Genomic DNA, 22,720 nt, shown 5'->3' on the forward strand with positions numbered 1-22,720 from the left:
TTTGTGTGGAAACTTGAGCATCCCATGTCGTCCCCCATTCTGTCACTCTTGTCTCACTGTGATATCCCCCATATATCAACTCTTCAGGACTTTTCTGCACCACTAAGGTCCTTAGCTTTTTCCCAAGAATCATATCAGGTTCGTCTAATTACTTACGATAAAAACTTTGCAGACTTCTTTGCGCCTTTGCGCCTTTGCGTGAGATTTAATCATAACTAATCAACCGGACATAATATCAGACCTAACTACAAATATTCATCCGAACCTGATAAGCTATTACGCTTTTAAATTGCACGATTGCTCATGCTGTTGACCGCTGACGGTTAACAGTCAACAGTCAACACAAAATGCTTTTGGCAGCTTATTATTCTTCGGTATAACGACGTGGTGTATAAACCCAAACATTACCATCCCTGCGCTTGATAATTCGGGTTTTTGTGGAACCTACAAGAATAACAGTCCGCATATCGGCGGTAGCTGGTGCTAATTCCTCAAGTGTTATCACCTTTACAGTCTGTCCTGGTCTGCCGAGATTCCGTCCTAAGACTACTGGTGTATCCGGTGTTCGGTGTTGCAACAAAATATTTCTTGCTTCTGCCAGTTGCCAAGTACGGTCTTTGGAAACAGGGTTGTAGAAAGCAATTACGAAATCAGCTTCGGCAGCAGCGGCAATTCGTTGGGCGATCGCTGACCAAGGCTTTAAGATGTCAGAAAGGGAAATTGCACAGAAGTCATGCCCAAGAGGCGCACCAATGGCGGCAGCAGCGGCCTGCATCGCTGAGATGCCTGGTGCCACATGAATGTCGATGCTTTCCCATTCCGGTTTAGCATAGCGATCGCATACTTCAAAAACCGCTGTTGCCATTGCATAGATACCAGGATCGCCAGATGAAACCACGGCTACATATCGCCCAGATGCAGCTAAATCCAGCGCCATCTTTGCCCGTGATTCTTCTTGGCGGTTGTCGGATTCATGACGTTGCTTGCCATCACCAAGAGAACCGATTAAATCTAAGTAAGTTTTGTAACCTACCAAATCAGTTGCCGACTTGAGTATTTCCTTCACTTCCCCAGACATCCACTCTTGACCACCGGGGCCTGTGCCAATAATCGCTAACCGTCCGCGTGCCTGACCAATGGTGTTGGGGTCGATGGGCTGCTGGGCAATGGCGATCGCAATGTGAGCAGAGGAAGATATAGGAGATGCCCCTGTGGCGGCGATTACTACGGCTTCTGCGGGACTATAACCTTGTGAAAGCAGATTTTCTAGCTGATTTGAGGTGAAAAACCGAACAGGCACTTTCAAGGCTTTAGCTACCGCGTGTATCGCGGGATCGGCAGCGGTGGTGATGGGTGCAAATATGCCCGCGATTGATGCAGGTGTGAGTGCGGCATCAGCTAATAGTTGATGTATTAGAGCTAGTGTTTGGTCTGTATAATTAACAGTGGCATCAATGGCGATCGCTATAGTTGCAGGATGGTAGACAAGGCAGTTGAGCGCAGGAGTCACCAGACGTTCTGTAACCTGAATTGTCAAATCTCCATTTGCATTAATGGGCAGTTTGCTATCGCTCAACCAAGGTGCTGTGCCTTCTAGCTTGACTTGTGCCCCAGCAAGCAAATCTGAGATAAATTTTTTGGCATCGTCTGGGTTTGCTAAATGGTATCCGGGGGGAGGAGACAACAGCGCTGTGCCCAAACGTAAATCCCCCGTAGTAGTAATTGCAGGTTTGACATCAAGAGCTTGGGCAATGCGGCGTGCCAAATCATTTACCCCACCAAGTCCACCCAAAAGGGGGACAACAGCGCTACCATCTTCAGCCACAGCTAACACTGGTGGTTCCTGTCGTTTGTCACAGAGGATCGGAGCTAGCGTCCTAATCAAAATACCAGCAGCACAAATGCCAATCACTGGCGTTCCCTGACCAAATAACTCTCTTAGCGTCTCACCAAAATTCGTGAAGCTGACATCAACCCCAGACGTGCGACCCTCTAAACCATATAATGTCGAGCCTGGTAGAACGCTGATTATTTTGCGTGCTACTGCCACGCTATTTTGACCTAATACTATAATGGCGGGTGCAACGTTCATCATCAATAAATTACAGATTACGAATTCTTCAATTAGTACTTTAAATTCATAGCTGGCTAAATATTTAAACGATGAAGGAGACAAGGGGGACAAGGAAAATAACTTTCAACGCCCCATGCCCCATGCTCAATGCCCAATGCCCAATATCAATTAGCTTTACGCTCTTTGAGTACCCGATCTAGTAAGTCTCTTGCAGGTTGGGCTTTAGCCAAGGCTGCTTGATGGTCACTATGAGCGCGAACAAGGCGAAAAAGACTGCTCACGCCTGTTTTAAGTTGTTCAAGTTCTTCACCAGTAACCAGTTCTCCATCGAGCATCCGCCCAATCAAGGGTTTGATGTCCCCCACTTCTTGGCGGACTTTTTGGAGCTTTTCTACAGAACTGAGTAAGGTTTTTAGGGAATTCAATATATCATCAATATCCTGGCCACCCTCCACTGACTCAAGTTCTTCTTCACTTGTTAGAGTATCTTTGTCTGAAATTGTAGGTAATTCCTGTGCAGAAGTTTCACTTTTAACCCCGTTTGCCCGTGCCATTAACGTTTCCTCAAGGAATTTTTCTTAGTGTATCGCTTATTCCAAGTTTCTCAAGATAATATTGTCATAATTCGTTAAATAACTACTGATAGATTTCTAAATAAAAAATTGATGCATAATGTTTTATATTTCTCGTCTCTTTGCGGCCTGTGTATCTGAAATGGTTCATTGATTAAACACGGCGATCGCACCTTCTTTATTACTAATTTTCAGAAAATATAGTAGAGTTCCGAATTCAGAATCCATAATTAAAGCAGTATTTATACCTGGCTGGCTTTGAAGATAATACCAATTTAAAAAAATGTTATAGATCCAAGCCTATAAATCCAGATAAAATTTAGCTTTCTTAATTTTCAATTGATATAAGTTTATCTACTTTTATGGTATTGAGAATAGAAGACGCAAACAGAAAAACTTTCCCCTTGTCTTCTGATTCCCAATGCCCTCTACAACTTTAAATTGCCCTGGAAAAGCCACTAAATGCCCGATGGCGAAGATAGCGATCGAATACAGCAGCGATATTGCGGATGAGTAATCGTCCAGCAGGCGTAACTTCGATATAATTGGGAGAAAATTTAATCAAGCCGTCGGTTTCTAACTGTCGCAGTTCAAATTATTCTTGGGAAAAATATTTTGCAAAATCACAATCAAAGCTTAGATGATATTTTTATTGAATCTCATCTGGTGATAGTTGAAACTGACACATCAATTCCATAATCACTGTGCGGCGAATGATGTCATCGCTATCGAGTATGACTGCCCTTTCAATTGGCAATTCGCCACTATCTATCGCCCGAAAATAATTTTTCAAAGATTTATGATTCTGCACGTATACATCATGCAGCATACTAATCGAGCTTATACCAAATCCAAATAAATCAGACTCTGGTTTAGTGGTGTATCCTTGAAAGTTGCGGTGCAGTTGTCCGTTACGTTGAGCGATCGCGGATTCACTTCAATGGAGATTTCTGCATTTTCATCAAACTGGAAATGATTACAAAGGGTATTCCACAGCATCTCAACTTGACTGAGGGATAAATAATTGGGAGTACCTCCGCCCCAATACATTTGCCCAACGGTGCGATCGCCATCAATAAAACTTGTCACCTCCGGGGGAAGGAATAATTTGCGATCGCCAGTCTTCACCGTAATAAAAAGCTAAATCTTTCTCTAAATTTGCCTGACGATGTAGTTCGGGAAAGTACATCATCTCAACTATCGGATGATGCTGATAGCGCTGTAGTTCTTCTTCCAAAACGCTGTACACAAAGTAGAGATCCGCCAACAACTTACGAAAAAAGCTCTTTTCTACTACCCCTTTGAGAAAGCATTTCATAAAGGCGGTGTTTTCTGCCATTGTATGGGAATGTTTAGTCCCTTCTCGCAAACGAATATCTAAATGACTGCTCATAATTAATAGCTCATTGCTGAAAAATGTTGTTATTTTTGGGCAAAAGTCCCATTCAACCAATCGTGAGGTTGGAGAAACATTTCGCTGAGTCTTGCTTCTGGTGTACCTGGTTGTGGCTCGTAGCAATATTCCCACCGTGCTAGAGGTGGTAGAGACATGAGAATAGATTCTGCCCGTCCCTGGGTTTGCAGACCAAAAACTGTTCCTCTGTCATAGACCAGATTAAACTCTGCGTAACGACCCCGACGATATAGTTGAAATTGGCGCTGGCGATCGCTATACTCTGTGTGCTGTCGCCGTTCCACAGGAAGTGTATTGTCTAAAGGTGTAAGTAATTGTGCTTGATTCTCACAATGACGGCCCATAATCGATACCTCTTCATCTTTAAGGATAATTTACTAAATCACTGTATAGTTATTAAACTAATAAAATTGAAAATTTTTCAAAACTTAATAAACTGGTTTTTTTAGCTTTTCCCCGTAACACATGATTTGTAGCTGATAAATGTGAACTTTGCTGAAGAAATTTAGAAATTTCTATTGTGGGTCTAGTCAAAAAACTATATGTAGCATAACTTTATAGTTATAGAAATCAATAGTAGAAAAACAGCGCAATCATGGTTAATACCCTACCTCAGTCTGCCCCCAAGCAACCAAAAGCCGGAATCAAAGAGCCAAGCCAAGAAACTATACTTACTCCCCGGTTTTACACCACAGACTTTGAAACCGCTGCCAATCTGGATTTGTCTGCTCAAGAAACTGAGTTAACAGCGATGCTAGAAGAAATGCGAGCAGACTACAACCGTCACCATTTCGTTCGGGATGAGGCGTTTGAGCAGTCGTGGGAACATATTGACGGAGAATCACGCCGCGCCTTTATTGAATATCTAGAACGCTCGTGTATTTCAGAGTTTTCTGGGTTTTTGCTGTTTAAAGAACTATCCCGAAAACTTAAAGCCCGCAATCCGCTTTTGGCAGAAATATTTCAGTTAATGGCGCGTGATGAAGCCCGCCACGCTGGATTTCTCAACAAAGCAATGGGAGACTTCAAAGTTTCCCTCGACTTAGGGACTGTGACGAAAACTCGCACTTATACGTTTTTTCCCCTTGAGTGGGTGATTTATACAGTCTACCTATCAGAAAAAATCGGTTACTGGCGTTACATTATTATTTACCGACATTTACAAAAGCATCCAGAAAACCAGTTTTATCCTATCTTCCGTAAATTTGAAAGTTGGTGTCAGGACGAAAACCGTCATGGGGATATATTCAAAGCACTTTTACGTTCTCAACCACAACTGTGGAAAACCTGGAAAGCTAGACTGTGGAGTCGCTTTTTCCTGTTATCAGTATTTGCCACCCACACACTAACAGTTCACGAACGGGCTAGTTTTTACGATTCTCTCGGACTCGAAGCAACGGAATTCGATCGCCAAGTAGTTCGCAAGACTAACGAAACTGCGGGACGGGCTTTTCCTGTAATGTTGGATACCGAACATCCCCAATTTTTCCCGCGTCTGCAAAAATGCTCGGACTACAACTTGAAAATTGCAGAGATTGAGCGCAGTTCTACACCAAAATTGGTGAAGCTGATTCGCAAACTACCCTTGATTGCAGCAATTGTTTGGAATCTGCTGTTACTTTACCTGATCAAACCCATTAATGCTGAGGCTTTGCGGGAAACGGTACGTTAGATTTTTGAGGCGATCGCTCATATCATGTTCGGCAAAATAGTTATGATTAAATCTCACGCAAAGACGCAAAGACGCAAAGAAGTCTGCAAAGTTTTTATCGTAACTAATTAGACGAACCTGATATCATTATAGGAAACTCCAAAAAATAAATTATTCCCCTTAAAGTTCTTGTTCGTTGACAGTTAACAGTCAACTGTCAACAATAACAATGGAATATTTTTTACTTGGAAGTTTCTTTGTGTCTACCCTACAGGTTCCGCCTTAGGGGTATGCGTCAGCTTTGCGATCGCTCATTCTCAATCGTGAACTGTACCATCAGGCATAATCGCACCTTGGAAATCAACATCAGTGAGAATGGCTCCTGTTAAGTCTGCTCCTTGCAGATTAGCCTTTCGCAGAATTGCACCATTGAGATCTGCATAGCTCAAGTCTGCTTTTTGCAAACTCGCTTGACTGAGATCTGTTGCCAAATCTCCCCACAATGTTGTGTGGCTCAAATTTGCCCGACACAACTTTGCTCCATCTAAGTTGGCGTGATGCAGTGAAACCGCTCTCAAGTCAGCGTAGCTCAAGTCTGCCCCAGTCAAAACCGCGTATCCTAAATCTGTCCGTTGATTGGAACTAGGACGAAAGTCTGCTTGAATTAACAGACAACCAGAGAGCTTTGCACGATTCAAATTCGCACCGCCTAAACTAGCTTTGATTAAGTTGGCTTTGTCTAGGCATGTCTGAACCAGCTTTGCACCAGTCAAATCAGCCTCACGCAGAATGGCGCCATACAAATCGGCTTCACTTAAGTCTATTCCCCAGAGGATCGCTTCACTCAGGTTTGCTTCCCGCAGACATGCTTGGTTGAAGTTAGTTTTACCCAGCCGTGTCTGACGTAAATCGGCATTGCTAAAATCTGCACCTCTGAGATTGGCATTGGTTAACTCTGCTTCTTGGAGATTTACTCCCTGAAAGCTTCGTTCTCCAGCAGTATAGCGTTTGAGAATTTCATCCACGTCCATAATTATTACAACCTTTAATTTACCTGAAGCGGGTTTTTCCTCTGGACAACAACGTTTGACACCATTGGCTTGTGAGGTTGGGTTAACTCTGCCATCAGTTCTGTGACGGACATGATTCTTTCAGTGTACCTAACATTGGCTCCAGAAAAAATTAGACCATGTTCTACGTCCCCAAGAGCAGCTTTAGACAGGGCTTGCAGAAGACAATAAGTTTTACCAGTGTCTCGACACAAGCACGTTTCTAAACAATTGGCAATACATCGCCGTTCCAGTTTTGTTGATGAGTCAGTAATTGCCTGTTCTGCAAAGAAATTACGTAAAGCACGACTGGGTTTGCCTACAGGACTGGGCACAGTCACAATATCTGCGGCAGAGGCTTGGAGATGATAATCTTTATAACGTTCATCGGCATCGCATTCTTCTGTGGTAATGAAGCGAGTACCGATTTGGACGCCATCTGCCCCAATTTCCAATATGCGATCGATGTCGGTGCGATCGCTAATTCCCCCACTAACAATCAGCGGCATCTTGACGCCCAGGTATTGCTCGAAATACTCCCGCAACTGAGAAATCACAGACTCTATGGAAAATCCTGAAGAGTTCGCATCTTCGCACTGGCTGAAATGCCCTCCGACTCGCTGACAATTTTCCACAATCAAGGCATCGGGTAGCCGATTATATTGACGTTGCCAAGTTTGGCAGATTAGCTGGGCTGAAAAAAAGTTAGATACGCTCGGCACCAATGCCACATCGGGATAGTCTGCGGTGTACTGTGGTAAAGTTAGAGGCAGTCCTGCTCCAGTGATAATCAGATTTGCTCCTTGGGCTGCTGCTATCTGAGCCAACACAGAATAATCTTTAGTAGCAACAAGAATATTTACCGCGATCGCTCCATCCGGGCTAATGCTGCGGGCTTTGGTGAGTTCATCTATCAAAGCAAGTCGATTAGCTTCAAAAAAGCTCCCGCGTTTGCGTTGGTGAAAGTAAGGAGAATGCAACCCCAGCCCCAGTGAAGCGATCGTACCTACTCCACCTGCTTTGGCAACCGCTCCAGCAAGCTTCGCACCAGATACCCCTACTGCCATTGCACCTTGAATAATGGGATACTGGGCAATGTGTTTGCCAATCCGCAGGGGATGTAAGATAGAGGCCATTAAAATCTTGTTCCTTGTTTAACTAAATAACTGTTGAGTAATTTTAGCACCTCAGTGTTAATTGTTGGTTGAGATGGAGTTTTAGGAGCTTTTAACTAAAGAAATTAGATTTGGCCTCTGGCGACCCTCAACCGATCGCCCTTGTAGCTCCTGTAATTAGCTAGCTTTTGGCTCAATGGCTCATAACCCTACTACCACCCTCAAAATGAGGGTGTTTTCTCGTTCAAAAAATTGCTGTTTTGCCCCGGAGAGTTTTTAGGCTTTCGGCCTGCTGTTGGACGCGTTCGCTAATGCGATCGCACGCTAGCTCACAAAGCTCAAAAATCATCGGATCGACAATCTCGTAATAGGCACTGGTGCCTTTAGGCTGACGAGATAAAATTCCTGCCTGAGTTAAAACTTTTAAATGCTTAGATAGATTTGCCTGCCCTAAGGCAGTAGCCTCGGCAATTTCCATCACATTCATTGCACCTGACTTCAAACAGGTCAAAATTTGTAAGCGACTTGCTTCTGATAAAACCTTGAAGTAGTCAGCAACCGCCACGAGAACAACTGGATCGGCCTTGGGTGGCTTAGTTTTTGGCATAGGATAATTTAATGGTCAGCACAATAGTTATTTAATAGTTTATTAGTAATATAGCTAATTGCTAATTAAATTTAATAAAACCCTCAACGGCTAAGGCTAAATCCCATCGCCTTTCATACCATTTCACGAAATACCTGTTAGTGCGATCGCCCTCCACCAACTCTAATGGAGATCAACCAGAATTGTAATTTGGTCGCTGCATCGGCAGTTAAATAAGTATTTATACTAATTTTTGCTCGTAGATTATTTACAGTGTTTTTGAAGAAGAGATGTAGCCAGTTCAAAACTATTAGGTTGAGTTTGTACTGCATAAGCTTCTCTTTCTAAATCTTGCCTGTGGATATCGCTATAGTGCATAAAAAACGGTCGCGCATAATTGATAGGCTGAATATCTAAACCTAAAGTTTTTATTTTCCCTTTCCCCGCACATACTTGTGCGGCATGAACAGCTTCGTGAATTATGGTTTGAGTACCAATTTGTAGGTCAAATACTACTGGATTAATCCAAATTTTTTTGCTAGCTTCCTGTAATAATCCATAGGCACCCCGTTTAGGCGGTAGCTGAATTATTACCTGAAACCCAAATTTTTCTAATTGATTTTTCAAATCGAGAAATTTTTGTTCAGGGGTGGGTGCTTGAGAAAGTTTTAATAGTACAGTTTCTATCATTAAAATTTATAGGTATTAAGATATTTTAATTATTAATCATGATATAACAATTCTAAGGAATTCGTGAGAGGCAAGATACCCGAATTTTTAAAGAAGTCGGGTATCTCTGACTTTTGGCGATCGCAAATTATTTCACTAAATCCTTCACCTTCTTGATAATACTCACTGGGTCAATTCCTTGATGTGGAAATTGCTCCCACAAACCGCCACAGCCTTCTTTATGAGTGCCAAGATAAGCGTATTTGGGAGTCAAGCCACGCTCTAATAACCAACTACCAAAACGGCTGCCTAATCCAGTTCGACGATTAAAGGACTCGACCACAAGTACAAAGGGAGCATTACCAATTTTTGCCATCATTTCTTCGTCAATAACGTTTAAAGTTGGTTTGTTGATTAAACCTATATCTAAACCTTCTTGTTTGAGGCGCTCAACTGCATCGAGGGCACGATATAAAGCATCACCAAAGCTAACAATGTAGCCTTGCGTTCCTTCTCGAATTACTTCATCTTTACCAGGAACAAATTTATAGTCACTACCAAAAAACTCATGACCATTATTGTCGAGAATTAATGGTACTTTAGAACGGGTGGAGAAAATAAACCGCAGCCCAGGCTCAAAGAACGCTGATTCTACACAGGCTTTCATCTGATTAGCATCAGATGGAAAATAAAGACGTGTTTGATAGCCATCATCCAAACCATTGTCAGCGAACATATTATTTAAACCGAAGTGGCAGGTGTTATCTGCCATATCATCGATACCTGCATGAGAAAAGTGACAAAGTACATTCGAGTAGTTCAACCGCGCCATTGTAATCTCTGAAATACACATTTCTAAGAAAGCGCTAAAGGTTGCAAAAATACCTTGTTTTCCTGATTCCATTCCAAATCCAGCAGCAGCAGAAAAGTTACCGCGCTCCATAATGCCAGACGAGATAAAAATTTCTGGGTATGCATCGTGAATTTTCTTCAGGCCACACGAACCTTCAAGATCGCTATCGATGACTCTGACATTTTCCTTGCGCTCTACTTCACTGAGGCGACTTAAGACAGCAACCATCGCATCACCGAACACGTTGCGATTAGCATCCCATTTATTACTGGAGCCAAGAAAAGTGTAGGTTTGTTTCGGTTTTTGAATACTCTTGATGTATTCGACAGCAGCAGTTTGTCCCCGTGATTCGAGATATTGAATTGCTAACTCTACAGAAATCACATCATGACCGTGAGTAGAACCTTCTAACCCTGCAATACCAGGGCACATGGGGCGTTTATTGACGATCGCAATTGGCCCTGGAGTATTTACAGCCTCGTAAATACGATGGTATAGGTCGTCTATGTCTTCCCCATTTCCTTCGAGTATCCTCAATCCATGTCCTTGTAAGGTTTTGGCAACGCTGTAACCAAACAGATATTTTGAAGGATGTCCGGCGATGGTCACATCGTTATCATCAATGATGAGTTTGACGTTAAGATGTTGAGCGACAGCCAAGCGTGCGGCTTCAGCGTCGTTGCCTTCTTGCTGGGAACCATCGGAACCAAGGCAGAAAACCACTTTACCTGGATTTGCCATTGCCACACCATTGACGTAAGGCCACATGTGTCCTAGTCGTCCAGAACTAAACTTGACGCCGGGAGTTAGCCCTAATTCCGGGTGTCCTGGTAAGCGCGAGTGTGCTTGGCGATAGTGTAGGAGTTGCTCGCTTGGTAAGTGTCCGTGTAAAGCTGCCATTAGATACTGAGTTGCGACTCGATGTCCAGCCTCATCAAAGAAAATCGGCACAAACTTATCGGGTACTGAATTAAACAAGGCATCAAGTACGATCGCCTCTGGTACTGTGTCATAAGGCCCCCCAGTATGGCCGCCCACCCCTCTAGCAGCTCCGGTGGCTGTGAAAAAGACGATCGCATCACGGCACAGTTGAATATTTGCTTTTAGGTTTTCTCGTTGCTCCAAGGTAAGAGTTGGATTTGCCACATCGAGAACCACTGGCTTATAAGCACTCAAATCAATGGGAAATTGAACGTTAGTAACAGTCATAATTTATTCCTGGGAATTAACAAAGGACAATGGCATTTGGAAACTTGCAAAAAAAAAGAAATTCAGGCAATAGCAATCCGATCGCTTTTGCTCAACAAAGCAGGCTATGAAAAGTCATTGAAAATGCAGCTAAGATTGTTAAATCTCGCTTGCACGAATGCGCTTGAATTTATTTAAAATTCGGGGGAAACATGCACTAACCTGCATACCTATGAGTATAAACTCACAAACGTGCAATTTCAAGATAAAATATGCAATTTCCGGAAAATCAATTATGCTAACTGCGGAGCGACGACAATTTATCTTAGAGATTCTGCGGCGTGACAAAAAGGTGCTGTCATCGGAATTGAGTGCGGTTTTAAAGGTTTCTGAGGATACGATTCGCCGGGATTTGCGGGAATTAGCGGAATCCGGTTTATTGCAGCGGGTTCATGGGGGGGCACTTTTGATTTCGCCAGCGATCGCTTCTTATGCCGATCGCCAAAAACAGGCTCCCAAAGAAAAAGAAGCGATCGCCCGTGCAGCTGCCAAATTGGTTTCTACTGGACAGGTGGTAATTTTAAATGGAGGCACTACAACTCTTCAAGTAGCCCGTCATTTGCCTTTAGATTTGCAAGCGACAATTGTCACAAATAGCCCTCCCATTGCTGTTGCCTTAGCAGAACATCCCCATATAGAAGTTGTAATGTTAGGCGGACAACTCTACAAAAAAGCTTTGGTAAATGTTGGGGCTACTACAGTTGAGGCATTACGGATGATTCGTGCAGATTTGTGCATGTTGGGTGTGTGTAGTCTACATCCAGAATTTGGAATTAGCGTACAGAACTTGGACGAAGCACATGTCAAACGAGCTATGATTGCTGGAGCCGCTGAGGTAGTTGCATTAGCCACAGAGGAAAAGTTAGATACTGCTGCTCCTTATGTTGTGGAATCGATTCATGCAGTTACTTACCTTGTAACTGCACCAACTGTATCCGATCGGATGCTAACTTCTTACAAAGCTTTAGGTTTAACCATCGTTCGTGAATAAATAACACAAGTTAGATGCAGAGAAAACAGGGGTTAACTCTCAATACTTGTCGGGTTTTGGGGAAAAGGGGAAAGAAAAAACCTTTACCCTTTACCCTTTTCCCCAAACCAAATTCCGAGTTCAAAATGTAAAACCCCAGCAGTATTGAGTTAACTCTTAGTTTGCTCGTGAATCGGTATGAAAATGGTAAATTCAGTCCCCTCACCTGGTGTAGAATTCACATCCAAAGTGCCGCCATGTTTTTCTACGACAATCTGATGGGCGATCGCCAGACCTAAACCTGTACCTTTGCCAACACCTTTAGTAGTAAATAAATGGTCAAATATTTTTTCTTTGACTGACTCACTCATCCCTTGACCATTATCAGCAATGGCAATTTTCACATTTTTATCTACTACTGAAGTTGTAATTGTAATTTGGTTAGGATTGGCTTTAATTTCCTCAAAGCTGCGTCCGTGGTTTGCTTCTTCTAATGCATCAATGGCATTAGCCAAGATATTCATAAATACTTGATTTAATTGACCCGGAAAACATTCAACTTGTGGTAAATTGCCATAGTTTATGGTAACTTCAATTGCTGGACGTTGTTCATTTCCCTTCAGACGATGTTTTAAAATTAAAATTGTGCTATCTAGACCCTCATGAATATTGAAACGTACTTTGTAATCTCGATCTGCACGGGAGAAAGTTCTTAAACTAGTACTGATATTTTTCAAGCGATCGCAGGCGATAGTCATGGAATCAATCATCTTGGGTAAGTCTGCCAAACTATAATCCAAGTCAATTTCTTCGGCATGATCTATAATTTTATCCGCTGGATTGGGTAGATTTTCTTGATATAGTTTTAAATGTTCAACAATATCAGCAAGAGTGGGTTTAGCTTGTTTAAGACTGGCAGCAATAAAACCGAGAGGATTATTCATTTCATGAGCTACCCCAGCAACCAAGTTACCCAGTGCAGACATTTTCTCACTTTGCACGATTTGTAACTGTGCTTGTTGTAAATCTTGGATTGCTTGTTGTGCTTGTTGATAGAGTTTGGCATTTTCCAAAGAGATGGCGGCTTGAGTGCAAAGTAGATTCAGCAGTTCGACGCGCTCATGGGTAAATGCTCCAGTTGTTAAGTTGTTTTCTAGATACAGCACGCCAAGGAGTTTGCCTTGATGCAAAATTGGCGTACACAGCAGACTCTTGGGTTGTTGGCGTAAAATGTAAGCCTCGGTTAACAACAATGGATGCTCCATTGTATTGACGATCGCAGTCGTTTTTAAGCTGCGTTTGACTGTGTTAACTAGACTCACAGGCACATCCTTACTTTCTGACAGCAGTATGGACTGCAAAACCACCGCAGGTTGCCCAACTTGAGCCACTCCCTCAATACTAAGTTGATTTTGATTGAGCAACATCAACACACATTTATCTGCGCCTGCGGTTGCGGTAACAATTTCTAGCAGTGCTGACAGTAGCTTGTCGAGTTGAATTTCGCTCGATAGCTTTTGAGAGGCTTTGAGGATGGCACTCAAGTCTAGAGCTGTGGATACACTACCACTGTTTCCGGATGAGGAGGTTTGAGAGATAAATCGGCTTTCATTTGCATAGACAGTTTCATTCGGCGTGTATCCTCTAGCAGACTGTTGCAAAATTGTTGTTAACAATTGGGGATAGTGTTGTTCTAAGTCGGCAACTTTAGCTTTTGCACCCCAATGGGCATAGCCATAGTAGGCTGCAATTAAATAATCTTGAGCGATGCGCTCTTTGCCCCAGTCCAGGTAAAATTTAGCAGCCAGTTCGTTAGCGATCGCTTCTTCTTGGATATAATCATTTTCGTGAGCTTCTTTGATGGCGCGATCGTAGAATTCTATAGCTTTGGCTTTATTACCTTGTACTCGCTCTCGTTCTGCCTCCACTAGATAAAACTTGTGCAAAAAATTCATTGGTGCGTGGCTTGCCCATAGCTGAATCTTTTGCTGATTGTTTGCCACTCGATTTAAGATAGATTCTTGTTCTGATGGCACTGATGAATAGATTGCTAAGTGTGCCAAAGAATCATAAAAATTGAATACTAGGACGAAGATAGTTCCTTGTATTGCATCTAAATACGCTTGGGCTAGCAATGCATTTTGACAGGCGTTTTGGTATTCGCAAAACACATAACAAAGAATCATTTTGTTAAAATAAAACTGAAAAAGCGCAGTGCGATCGCTAGCATGATTCAACAGTTGTAAACAAGTTTTTTCATCGCAGATTTCACCCCGAAAACTGGATGGTTCCCCAGAGGGATTTAACAAATTCAGAACTGACTGTTGATAAATGCCTAGTATATATAAGATATTTTCTTGCTTGAGTTGAGTCAAGACATCACTTATAGTTGCTATTTCTTCTTGCAATACACTTAACTCATTCCCGACTAAATATGAATTTTGGTATTTCGTTAAGGCAGCATAACCAACAAATTCTAAGTTGCCACTTTCTACTGCACTTTGATAGCTCTCCCACAAAATTGGCAATGTTTCTCTCAAATGAGCTTTGCCAAAAATTGTCGAACATCCAGCCACCATAAATGCAGATGCTTTCATGTCTGGAATATTGAAATTTTCTGCTAACTTTAAAGCTAATTTGCTGGATTGATAAGCTAAGTCAATATCTTGAAATTTTTCATTTAAGAGAATACTGTAACAAGCGTAACCATAGCTGGAGAAAAGCGAATTGCCATAATTGATTGATAAGTTCACGAGTTTGCAAATCACCAAAGGAAAAATTTCGGGCGCAGCTTGATAGGTAGCAGTACCAATACTGTTTAATATCCTTGCAGCTGCTAGTTTTTCAATATCTGTCATCAAAGGCAAGTTAATCAAATCTTCGATATTCTTGCCATTTAGATTATTTGTAGTTTCAGTAATTGCTTGTTGAGTATCTGAGGAATCAGGCGATTCGGGTATACTGGCTCCTACTAATTCCAAAGCTTCTAACCCAATTTTAACCGCTTGCAGCTTTTTTGCTTGGGCCATTTCAGCTTGGATTTTAACAGCATAAACTTTCATTTTGTCGATCGCAGTCTTAGCTTGTTGTAGAACAATATCTGCAAATTGCTCCATCTGTTGAAAATTACCACTGAGGTAGGCGGTTTCTGTTGCTAGTTCATACAGTGGTAAGGTGAGATCATATTGTGTTTGCCAGCAAGAATCCTCTTCACCAAGGTTCAACAAACAAATCCCTGTGGTGGAATACTCCAAAGCTGCGGTGTAGGCTGTTGCGATTCTGGCTTTTTGTCCTGCTTTGAGATTGAGTTTGGCGAGTTGTATTTGCTGCGAACGTTCGAGAATTAGAGATTTACCAATGTTGAGTTGATTGACAATTTCAAACAAGTTTTGTTCTTGTTCTGCTGCTTTTGTATTTTGGAGTAACAGTTGCCCAATTTTTAGGTGCGTTGCTTGTTTTTGGTCATCTGGAATTAAAGAATAGGCAGCTTGTTGGACGCGATCGTGCAAAAATTTATAACAACAGGAATCAGAACTTAGGAGCGAAAAATCAGGAGAATTTCTTTGCTCTTGTGAATCCTCAATTCTGGATTCTGACTCTTGATAAAATTTATAAACCTCACTTTGGGGTAAAATTAAACCTTCTTGTAATGGCTTCCACAAAGCAGCAGCGGTTTCTACCTCTGATAATTGACAAATGATCGCTAATGTTTTTAAATCAAACTTATTTCCAATACAAGCAGCTAACTGCAACACAAATTGAGTAGATTCAGGTAACTTTTGTAATTGCCATGTCATGAATTCCACCACATCTTCTGTGAGAGCTTGCTGATTTATCTGCGCGATGTCACATTGCCAACAGCCTGACTCTAAGCTGAACTCAATCAACCCTTCTTGGTGTAATGCTTTGAGGAACTGCGTACTAAAAAACGGGTTACCTTTAGTTTTTTGATATACCAGTTGTGATAGTGGAAATGCCACCTCTTCTAGACACGCAAGGGTATCAGCAACTAAATGATTTAATTTCAAATGACTTAGCGGTTGCAAGGTAATTGCGTTAATTTTTGCACCAGCTTTGCGAACTTCATCCAATACCAAAATTAAAGGATGTGCTAGCGATACCTCATTATCCCTATAAGCTCCAATTAATAATAAATATCCCAAACTTGTTTGATTCATTAATAATTGCAAAAATTTCAATGAAGTCGCATCTGCCCACTGCAAATCATCCAAGAAGATTACTAGCGGATGTTCTTGGCTGGCAAATATTTGAATAAATTTTGTCAATATTAAATTAAATCTGTTTTGGGCGGCAGTTCCTGATAGCTCTGGTATCCCTGCTTGTTTACCTATAATTATTTCTAATGCGGGAATAACTTCTATGATTACCTGTGCGTTTTCACCTAGTTCGCCAAGGATTTTATCTTTCCATTGTGCAATTTGAGCATCGCTTTGTGTTAAAATTTGCTCGACTAAATTCCGAAACGCTTGCACGAAGGCAGATAGGGGAATACTGCGATTAAATTGGTCAAATTTACCTTTAATGAAATATCCCTGTTTTCTGACAATTGGTTTGTGAACTTCGTTAACAACGGCAGTTTTACCAATTCCAGAAAAACCCGCAACTAACATTAGTTCTACCCCCCTATCTCCCCCCTTGCTAAGGGGGGAGATAGGGGGGTTAGTGACTCGTTCAAAGGCTGCTAGTAGTTGTTCGACTTCGTTTTCTCTGCCATATAATTTTTCCGGAATGATAAAGCGATCGCACAAGTCCCTTTGACCAATAATGAAATGATCGATCTTTCCTGTTTGCTGTAATTGCACTAAGCAATTTTCTAAATCAAATTTTAGCCCCAGGGCACTTTGATAGCGGTCTTCTGGATTTTTTGCCATCAATTTCATCACAATATCTGACAAAACTTCAGGAATTTCTTCCCTTTTTTCTCCTAATTGATTTGGCAGTTTTGCAATATGACAATGCACCAATTCCATTGGTTCGTTAGATTCAAAAGGAAGTTCCCCAGTTAGGAGTTCATAAAGAGTGACACCCAAAGAGTAGAAGTCGCTGCGGTAGTCGATACCCCGGTTCATTCTTCCTGTTTGTTCTGGTGATAGATAGCTTAATGTTCCTTCTAACCCATTAATACTTTTGATTTCAGTGGTTTCTTTGGGTAGCAGGGAAGCAATACTAAAATCTATCACCTTCACTTGTTTTGTGTGGGGATGAATCAGAATATTGGCAGGTTTGATGTCTTTGTGAATGACACGATGACAGTACAGACCGTGAAGAATATCTGCTAGTTGTAGAGCAATTTCCAAAATTTCAGTTATCGAAAGTAATTGGTCTTGAGCATATAGTTTTAAGGAAACGCCACCAAAGTCCTCCATTACTAGGGCGTAACTATTGCGGTATGGTTCCAAGCACAAGAAACGCACAATTCCCGGAATTTCTAAATTGTTGGCGATGCTGTATTGATTGCGAAACTGCAATAGTTCATTGAAAGTGGGATACTCTCGTTTCAGGAGTTTGATAACTACTGGTTGGCCATCTAACTCTCGTATCCCCCGGTATACTATTGTTCTAGAACCACAATACAGTTGCTCGACCAGATTATATCCGGGAATTGAAAAGGTAAAATCTAATACTGCGTTCATTGCAACTGACTCCATACCAAATTTTAATATTCTATGAGTCAGTATTACCTTGTGTGGTATAAAAGTAGCCAATAGAGATTACACTGAGTTCATCACTATTGCTGATACCATAATTAAGGCTAAAACTACTGATATTGCCAAATTAATTAGAGTTCTGACACTACATTTGCGACTTCGGCGATCGCTGTCACATCAGTGATTGGGTTTATTTTTTGATATTGTGGTAGATATATAGCGAAGAAATAGCATCTAAATTAATTTCCCGATCTTCATTTTCATTAGTATTTTTAAACAGTATTGTAAATGCACCTGCACCTAACCTATCTTGAGGAAACATCCTATAACAAGGCATCGTAGTTAAATGAGATTGATATTTAGCTAAATGGCTAATTTCCATTGCTTGGAAATGAGGAAACCTTTCCAAAAGCCACTCACAAACTTGCTCATTTTCTTCTGGTGAATAGGTGCAAGTCATATAAGCAAGATATCCTTGTGGTGCAACCAATTTAGCAGAATTAGCTATAATGCGTTTTTGTCGATTTGCACTTTTATTAATAGCAGTTGGATGAAAACAACCAGGTGCTTTTTCGCCTTTAGCAAGTAGTGATTGTCCGGTACAAGGAGCATCAACTATTACCAAGTTACTAGAAGCTGGAATCATTTCGGCAAATATACTCGAATCTCTATTAACTACAGCACTAGGACTGATATTGCAACGCTTTAAATTAGAAATTAGCATTCCTAGACGTTTGCCAATCACTTCATTACTAATGAGTAAATCAGGTTGCAAAACTTTCCAAGCAAAGATACTTTTTCCTCCCGGTGCAGCACACATATCAAAAATTAAATCTACTGGCTGAGGAATCGTTAACAAAGTAGAAGCTGCAAACACTGAAGAAAAATCCAAACAATAAAAATATCCTTTTTCATGCAGTGAATGTTGACCGGGTTTTTCTCCCAACTGTAAACGGTCTATAAATTGTGGTTGCCAATTAATAGGTTTTTCCACAGCAAAAGGTGAATTTTCTGGTTTTTCATGACACCAAACAATGCTAGATGTAAACAGTTGAGGATTTATTAACGCCTCAATAAATTTTTCTTGTTCATCTAGATTTGTAAACAAACGCCGCGAGAGTTTAAGTAATAAATTAGAAGGTTTTTCCATGTAGATATATAAATAATTGCCGTTAAAATTCTGGCTTCTGAATTCTGACTTCTGAATTCTGATTCCTGAATTCTGAATTCTTACTAATTTGGCTGTATCAGAATACAACTAAAACTGTTACACAAGAACAGTGTAATTAAGGCTTTTGGCTTCATACTCAAAATATAATGACCGCCATTGGGAATGCAATGGCCAAGCTACCCCACTGCACCGGAGAAGGTCATGTTTTTAGATAATTTTCCGCAAAAATTACGCAAAGAAGCACAATTATGGAGGGATGAAGGAATAATTAGTTCTTCGCAGTATGAACAAATAGCAGAACGTTACCAATTTAAAAACCTGGAGGCTGCTGCACGCGATCGCTTTGTTGCAATAGTGGTTGCTATAGGCAGCATACTCTTATGCTTAGGCATAATTACCTTTGTAGCAGCAAACTGGCAGTCAGGCTCGCGAGAAGTCAAGTTTATTCTGCTGATGAGTTTGTTTTTTGCCACAGCCATAACTGGTTTTTACACTTGGAGACAACGTGAAGCCAAGAAGCCACAACAAAGCAAACGCTTACTGGGAGAGTGCTTGCTAATTTTAAGTGCTTTCATTTTAGGCGCAAATCTACTGCTGATGGCCCAGATGTTCAATATTAGCGGTTCAATTTCCCAATTGTTTCTCGCTTGGGGGTTTGGTGTTGCAGTTCTAGCCTATAGTCTGTTCTTAAATTCTTTAGGAATTCTGTCAATTATCCTTGTGGAAATTGGCTATTGGACGGGGCTAGAAGATTTGTGGTACTCTTCAAGTGAAGTAACTTGGTCGCGACTAGTGGTACAGCATATGCCTCTGTTGGCATGGCTGGTATTTGTACCCTTGGCTTACTTCTGTCGATCGCGTTGGATTTTCGTCCTAGCAGCCTTTGTGTTTGCTAGTTCCTTGCAAGCTAACCTCAATCCTCTCCCACTGCTAAATTATGCTGATATAGCCCCTTGGGTGGCTTCTTTTGCTTTTGCACTCCCACCTGCATTATTCTGGAGTTATGACGATCTGCTGTTTCCAACCATAAATTACAGATTGTTTCAATCCCTGGCTCGTAATTTAGCGTTGGTAAGCTTTGGTGTGGTCTTCTATGTCCTGTCTTTTCGTTGGGTCTGGGATTCTCCAGATTATAGCTCTAATCAGCCAACGACTTTGACAAATTTGTTCGAGTCTCTGCCGATAATTGATTTAGGGATTCTCAGCGGCTTAGCGGTGTTGCAATGGTTGTTTCTGTTGCGTCAAAGGAATAATCCTCCCCGTCGCGAAGTGATTTTTACGACTGCTGTCATTACTACTTTTCTTGTGTTTATTGCCTTAGCACCTTTTTGGCATCAAACTATTAGCCGAATTGATGAACTTGGGATTTTTATTTTCAATGTACTTCTAGCAACATTAGCCTGGGGACTAATTCAAGAAGGATTGAAATTAAACAACAGAAGTTCCTTTTGGGGCGGTATGCTGTTATTCACACTCCAAGTTATCAGTCGGGTACAAGAGTATGATACCGACTTACTATTTAAGTCTCTGGTCTTTGTTTTGTGCGGTTCAGCTTTAATTAGTGCTGGACTTTGGTTTGAACGTCGCCAAACAGGTACATCTAAGTCTACAAGTCAGAAGTAGTGGAAGAAAGAATTCAGAATTCAGAATTCAGAATTCAGTAAAAATTTGGAACTTTAGATTTGAGATTTTTTCTTCAATCCAAAATCGTTCGACTGAGCGAAGTCGAAGTCCAAAATCTAAAATCTAAAATTGTTAAAATTTCTCTGCGTCAGTCCTAATCTCGTTAATTTTGTCCTCCTCAATACCCCCTGCTTTTTAGGACTACGCTCATGACCAGTAATTCTTCTGAATCTAAAAATAAATCCTTGTCTCCCGAAGCTGAATTTTCCAAGACAGTGACTTTTCGGGATTACTTGATTGCTACTGAACAAAAATCGAATAAGCCTTTACCAGTTTGGCGGTTAATAGCACCATTGGCGGTGCAAACAGCGTTAATTATGGCAGTACCAGCCCAAGCGCTTTATACAGATATGACAGGCAAGACGGTGATTTTGCAAACCGCGCCTGTAAATCCTAATAATGTTCTCCAAGGAAACGCTCTAGAGTTAGACTATAACATCTCCCGGACTGCTAATTTGAGCAGACTGCCTGGTTGGCAGACTATAGTTAGCAAAGGGCGTGGAAGTGGCAGAAGATTGCCTGAGGGAACCAACATCTACGTGACTTTACAAGAGCAAGTATCTTCTGGTCGTGGTGTCCCTACAGCTTGGAGACCGTTACGAGTCAGCAGCGATCGCCCCACTTCCCTAAGAGCTAATCAAGTTGCCTTAAGAGGTGTCTATCAAGATGGTTCCGTCAACTACGGCTTAGAAACATATTACATCCCAGAAAACCAACGGCAGCAGATTAGAAACGACTTGCAAGCCCAACGCGCCAGGAGAGGACAAGTACCACCCATCGTGGTGAAGGCGAAAGTCGATCCTCAGGGAAACGCACTACCAATTAGTATGTGGGTACGCGATCGCAACTATCGCTTTTAAGTTCTTACGCGAATAAACTTGGATGTCCAATCGCAAGATTTATCACCGAAGTTCTGAGCCAAGGAAGCCTTGGCTCAGACTTCTCTTTCTGTAATTACTTATACCAATTTAAAAAAAGAATGCGACAGATGGATAGGGGCACAACATTGTTGTGCCCTGACAAATAATTGATGTATCGCAAACATTATTTGAATTGGTATTAGTCTTCATGGCGTAACTGCCATGCTGCACCAAAAGCTGCTCCAGCCCCAGCTAACAATCCTGTACTCATTCCTTGGATAGTTTTTTCGATTGGATCTTGGGTTACGCAATCACTTGTAACCTTGTTATCTTGCAAACACAGATTGCTTTCTGCCCAACTGGCAGTACCTCCTAAAATTACGCCAGTTATACTACAAGAAACAACTAGCAGCAAAAGGCGTTGGGTTTTTCTACTTTTTCTATCCATAGATGGATGCGTTAAAGATGAGATTTGCTAACTGATCTTCAACTACTTTACACATCTTGGCTGTTAATGTCATTAGTAGAGACGCGATTAATCCCGTCTGTACAATAGTCATTAGTCATTAGTCTAAAACTAATGCCCAATACTTCTCTACGAGAGGCTGCGCCAACGGCTGCGCTCAGTACAAGTGCCCAATGCCCTATGCCCCATACCCAATAATTAATGATTCTTTTGGTGACGTACTTCAACTACAGTATGAACATTGCCACGAGGGCTAAAATCTGCTTTTACAGTGACCTCTAAGGGGTTACAAGCTGCGACAAAATCATCCAAAATTTGGTTAGCAGATTCTTCGTGAGAAATATAGCGATCGCGGTAACTATTAATATAAAGTTTGAGTGCCTTCAACTCTACTACTCGTTCGTCAGGCACATAGGTAATATAAATAGTCGCAAAATCAGGATACCCGGAAAATGGGCATTTGCAAGTAAATTCCGGCAAACTAATGCTAATGTCATATCGCCTTCCAACCCGCGGATTAGGAAAGGTAATTAGTTCGCCTTCTGCTATATTACGCTCGCCATACTTCATTTCTTCGCTTAGCCCAGATGCACTTTCAGGTAAATTGTTAGTTGTCATTTGTTACTTAGTCATTAATCATTAATTTTTCCCCACGTCAGAGCGTCCCCGC

Annotated in this window: 19 protein-coding genes and 1 pseudogene; 4 read left to right on the top strand and 16 right to left on the bottom strand. The window is 41.5% G+C overall.

The window, feature by feature from the left end; all coding sequences use genetic code 11:
- Positions 1-364: 364 nt before the first annotated feature.
- The 7 genes and pseudogenes from cobJ to H6H03_RS32980 form a co-directional block, all read right to left on the bottom strand.
- Entirely contained in the window at positions 365-2,095 is a 1,731-nt protein-coding gene (gene cobJ / locus H6H03_RS32960) for a precorrin-3B C(17)-methyltransferase (protein ID WP_190959243.1), read from the bottom strand.
- A gap of 143 nt (positions 2,096-2,238) precedes the next feature.
- A complete protein-coding gene (locus H6H03_RS32965; RefSeq protein ID WP_190959244.1) occupies positions 2,239-2,628 on the bottom strand; it encodes a hypothetical protein in 390 nt (129 codons plus the stop codon).
- 454 nt (positions 2,629-3,082) lie between these two features.
- Positions 3,083-3,211 carry a hypothetical protein gene (locus H6H03_RS41590; protein WP_277926159.1) on the bottom strand — a complete coding sequence of 43 codons (129 nt, stop codon included), beginning with the start codon at positions 3,209-3,211 and terminating at the stop codon, positions 3,083-3,085.
- An 84-nt stretch (positions 3,212-3,295) separates the two neighbouring features.
- The gene (locus H6H03_RS40765; RefSeq protein WP_242057887.1) at positions 3,296-3,475 is read right to left on the bottom strand and encodes a hypothetical protein; all 180 of its coding nucleotides are present in this window, start codon (positions 3,473-3,475) and stop codon (positions 3,296-3,298) included.
- A gap of 11 nt (positions 3,476-3,486) precedes the next feature.
- Positions 3,487-3,735, bottom strand: coding sequence for a hypothetical protein (locus H6H03_RS40770; RefSeq protein WP_242057886.1), 249 nt, complete (start codon positions 3,733-3,735; stop codon positions 3,487-3,489).
- Positions 3,719-4,039, bottom strand: a complete 321-nt coding sequence (locus H6H03_RS32975) for a biliverdin-producing heme oxygenase (protein ID WP_390842913.1) — start codon at positions 4,037-4,039, stop codon at positions 3,719-3,721. The genes H6H03_RS40770 and H6H03_RS32975 overlap by 17 nt, the downstream gene beginning before the upstream one ends.
- A 29-nt stretch (positions 4,040-4,068) precedes the next feature.
- Positions 4,069-4,344, bottom strand: a pseudogene (locus H6H03_RS32980) (coproporphyrinogen III oxidase); the annotation flags it as partial.
- Positions 4,345-4,655: 311 nt separating this feature from the next.
- On the opposite strand from H6H03_RS32980, the gene acsF reads away from it, so the two are divergent.
- Positions 4,656-5,732, top strand: a complete 1,077-nt coding sequence (gene acsF, locus H6H03_RS32985; protein WP_190959245.1) for a magnesium-protoporphyrin IX monomethyl ester (oxidative) cyclase — start codon at positions 4,656-4,658, stop codon at positions 5,730-5,732.
- A gap of 296 nt (positions 5,733-6,028) precedes the next feature.
- On the opposite strand, the gene hetL is transcribed toward acsF, so the two are convergent.
- From hetL to H6H03_RS33010, 5 genes are all read right to left on the bottom strand, one after another.
- Complete coding sequence (gene hetL, locus H6H03_RS32990) at positions 6,029-6,742, bottom strand: heterocyst differentiation pentapeptide repeat protein HetL (protein WP_190959246.1); 714 nt, start codon at positions 6,740-6,742, stop codon at positions 6,029-6,031.
- Positions 6,743-6,756: 14 nt separating this feature from the next.
- Positions 6,757-7,896, bottom strand: a complete 1,140-nt coding sequence (locus tag H6H03_RS32995) for an NAD(P)H-dependent flavin oxidoreductase (RefSeq protein ID WP_190959247.1) — start codon at positions 7,894-7,896, stop codon at positions 6,757-6,759.
- Between the two features lie 223 nt (positions 7,897-8,119).
- The gene (locus tag H6H03_RS33000) at positions 8,120-8,482 is read right to left on the bottom strand and encodes an ArsR/SmtB family transcription factor (RefSeq protein ID WP_190959248.1); all 363 of its coding nucleotides are present in this window, start codon (positions 8,480-8,482) and stop codon (positions 8,120-8,122) included.
- A gap of 243 nt (positions 8,483-8,725) precedes the next feature.
- Positions 8,726-9,151, bottom strand: a complete 426-nt coding sequence (locus tag H6H03_RS33005) for a hypothetical protein (RefSeq protein WP_190959249.1) — start codon at positions 9,149-9,151, stop codon at positions 8,726-8,728.
- 127 nt (positions 9,152-9,278) lie between these two features.
- The gene (locus H6H03_RS33010) at positions 9,279-11,192 is read right to left on the bottom strand and encodes a transketolase C-terminal domain-containing protein (protein ID WP_190959250.1); all 1,914 of its coding nucleotides are present in this window, start codon (positions 11,190-11,192) and stop codon (positions 9,279-9,281) included.
- Between the two features lie 274 nt (positions 11,193-11,466).
- Between H6H03_RS33010 and H6H03_RS33015 the strand changes: the two genes are divergently transcribed.
- Positions 11,467-12,222 (top strand): DeoR/GlpR family DNA-binding transcription regulator, encoded by a 756-nt coding sequence (locus H6H03_RS33015; protein WP_190959251.1) that lies wholly within the window; start codon positions 11,467-11,469, stop codon positions 12,220-12,222.
- Between the two features lie 149 nt (positions 12,223-12,371).
- Here the strand turns inward: H6H03_RS33015 and H6H03_RS33020 are convergent, their stop codons facing one another.
- Both H6H03_RS33020 and H6H03_RS33025 read right to left on the bottom strand, forming a co-directional pair.
- Entirely contained in the window at positions 12,372-17,855 is a 5,484-nt protein-coding gene (locus H6H03_RS33020) for a trifunctional serine/threonine-protein kinase/ATP-binding protein/sensor histidine kinase (protein ID WP_190959252.1), read from the bottom strand.
- Between the two features lie 205 nt (positions 17,856-18,060).
- Positions 18,061-19,020, bottom strand: coding sequence for an RsmB/NOP family class I SAM-dependent RNA methyltransferase (locus H6H03_RS33025; protein ID WP_190959253.1), 960 nt, complete (start codon positions 19,018-19,020; stop codon positions 18,061-18,063).
- A 222-nt stretch (positions 19,021-19,242) separates the two neighbouring features.
- On the opposite strand from H6H03_RS33025, the gene H6H03_RS33030 reads away from it, so the two are divergent.
- Both H6H03_RS33030 and H6H03_RS33035 read left to right on the top strand, forming a co-directional pair.
- The gene (locus H6H03_RS33030) at positions 19,243-20,664 is read left to right on the top strand and encodes a DUF2157 domain-containing protein (RefSeq protein ID WP_190959254.1); all 1,422 of its coding nucleotides are present in this window, start codon (positions 19,243-19,245) and stop codon (positions 20,662-20,664) included.
- A gap of 209 nt (positions 20,665-20,873) precedes the next feature.
- Positions 20,874-21,584, top strand: a complete 711-nt coding sequence (locus H6H03_RS33035) for a GDYXXLXY domain-containing protein (protein ID WP_190959255.1) — start codon at positions 20,874-20,876, stop codon at positions 21,582-21,584.
- 199 nt (positions 21,585-21,783) lie between these two features.
- Here the strand turns inward: H6H03_RS33035 and H6H03_RS33040 are convergent, their stop codons facing one another.
- On the bottom strand, positions 21,784-22,032 hold the full coding sequence (locus H6H03_RS33040) for a hypothetical protein (protein ID WP_190959256.1): 249 nt from the start codon (positions 22,030-22,032) through the stop codon (positions 21,784-21,786).
- A 216-nt stretch (positions 22,033-22,248) separates the two neighbouring features.
- Positions 22,249-22,668: a preQ(1) synthase gene (queF, locus tag H6H03_RS33045; protein WP_190959257.1), complete on the bottom strand. Its 420-nt coding sequence runs from the start codon at positions 22,666-22,668 to the stop codon at positions 22,249-22,251.
- Positions 22,669-22,720 lie beyond the last annotated feature (52 nt).

Origin of the sequence: Nostoc paludosum FACHB-159 (assembly GCF_014698835.1) — a bacterium.
Classification (GTDB): Bacteria; Cyanobacteriota; Cyanobacteriia; order Cyanobacteriales; family Nostocaceae; genus Nostoc; species Nostoc paludosum.

What these genes read in the sequence shown, in the direction of transcription:
- H6H03_RS40765 (WP_242057887.1), bottom strand. Translation starts at nt 3,475, where the DNA reads ATGCTGCATGATGTATACGTGCAGAATCATAAATCTTTGAAAAATTAT.
- H6H03_RS33005 (WP_190959249.1), bottom strand. Translation starts at nt 9,151, where the DNA reads ATGATAGAAACTGTACTATTAAAACTTTCTCAAGCACCCACCCCTGAA.
- H6H03_RS33030 (WP_190959254.1), top strand. Translation starts at nt 19,243, where the DNA reads ATGTTTTTAGATAATTTTCCGCAAAAATTACGCAAAGAAGCACAATTA.
- H6H03_RS32975 (WP_390842913.1), bottom strand. Translation starts at nt 4,039, where the DNA reads ATGAGCAGTCATTTAGATATTCGTTTGCGAGAAGGGACTAAACATTCC.
- H6H03_RS33040 (WP_190959256.1), bottom strand. Translation starts at nt 22,032, where the DNA reads ATGGATAGAAAAAGTAGAAAAACCCAACGCCTTTTGCTGCTAGTTGTT.
- H6H03_RS33025 (WP_190959253.1), bottom strand. Translation starts at nt 19,020, where the DNA reads ATGGAAAAACCTTCTAATTTATTACTTAAACTCTCGCGGCGTTTGTTT.
- H6H03_RS33015 (WP_190959251.1), top strand. Translation starts at nt 11,467, where the DNA reads ATGCTAACTGCGGAGCGACGACAATTTATCTTAGAGATTCTGCGGCGT.
- hetL (WP_190959246.1), bottom strand. Translation starts at nt 6,742, where the DNA reads ATGGACGTGGATGAAATTCTCAAACGCTATACTGCTGGAGAACGAAGC.
- H6H03_RS33010 (WP_190959250.1), bottom strand. Translation starts at nt 11,192, where the DNA reads ATGACTGTTACTAACGTTCAATTTCCCATTGATTTGAGTGCTTATAAG.
- H6H03_RS32995 (WP_190959247.1), bottom strand. Translation starts at nt 7,896, where the DNA reads ATGGCCTCTATCTTACATCCCCTGCGGATTGGCAAACACATTGCCCAG.
- H6H03_RS33035 (WP_190959255.1), top strand. Translation starts at nt 20,874, where the DNA reads ATGACCAGTAATTCTTCTGAATCTAAAAATAAATCCTTGTCTCCCGAA.
- cobJ (WP_190959243.1), bottom strand. Translation starts at nt 2,095, where the DNA reads ATGATGAACGTTGCACCCGCCATTATAGTATTAGGTCAAAATAGCGTG.
- acsF (WP_190959245.1), top strand. Translation starts at nt 4,656, where the DNA reads ATGGTTAATACCCTACCTCAGTCTGCCCCCAAGCAACCAAAAGCCGGA.
- queF (WP_190959257.1), bottom strand. Translation starts at nt 22,668, where the DNA reads ATGACAACTAACAATTTACCTGAAAGTGCATCTGGGCTAAGCGAAGAA.
- H6H03_RS32965 (WP_190959244.1), bottom strand. Translation starts at nt 2,628, where the DNA reads ATGGCACGGGCAAACGGGGTTAAAAGTGAAACTTCTGCACAGGAATTA.
- H6H03_RS33000 (WP_190959248.1), bottom strand. Translation starts at nt 8,482, where the DNA reads ATGCCAAAAACTAAGCCACCCAAGGCCGATCCAGTTGTTCTCGTGGCG.
- H6H03_RS33020 (WP_190959252.1), bottom strand. Translation starts at nt 17,855, where the DNA reads ATGAACGCAGTATTAGATTTTACCTTTTCAATTCCCGGATATAATCTG.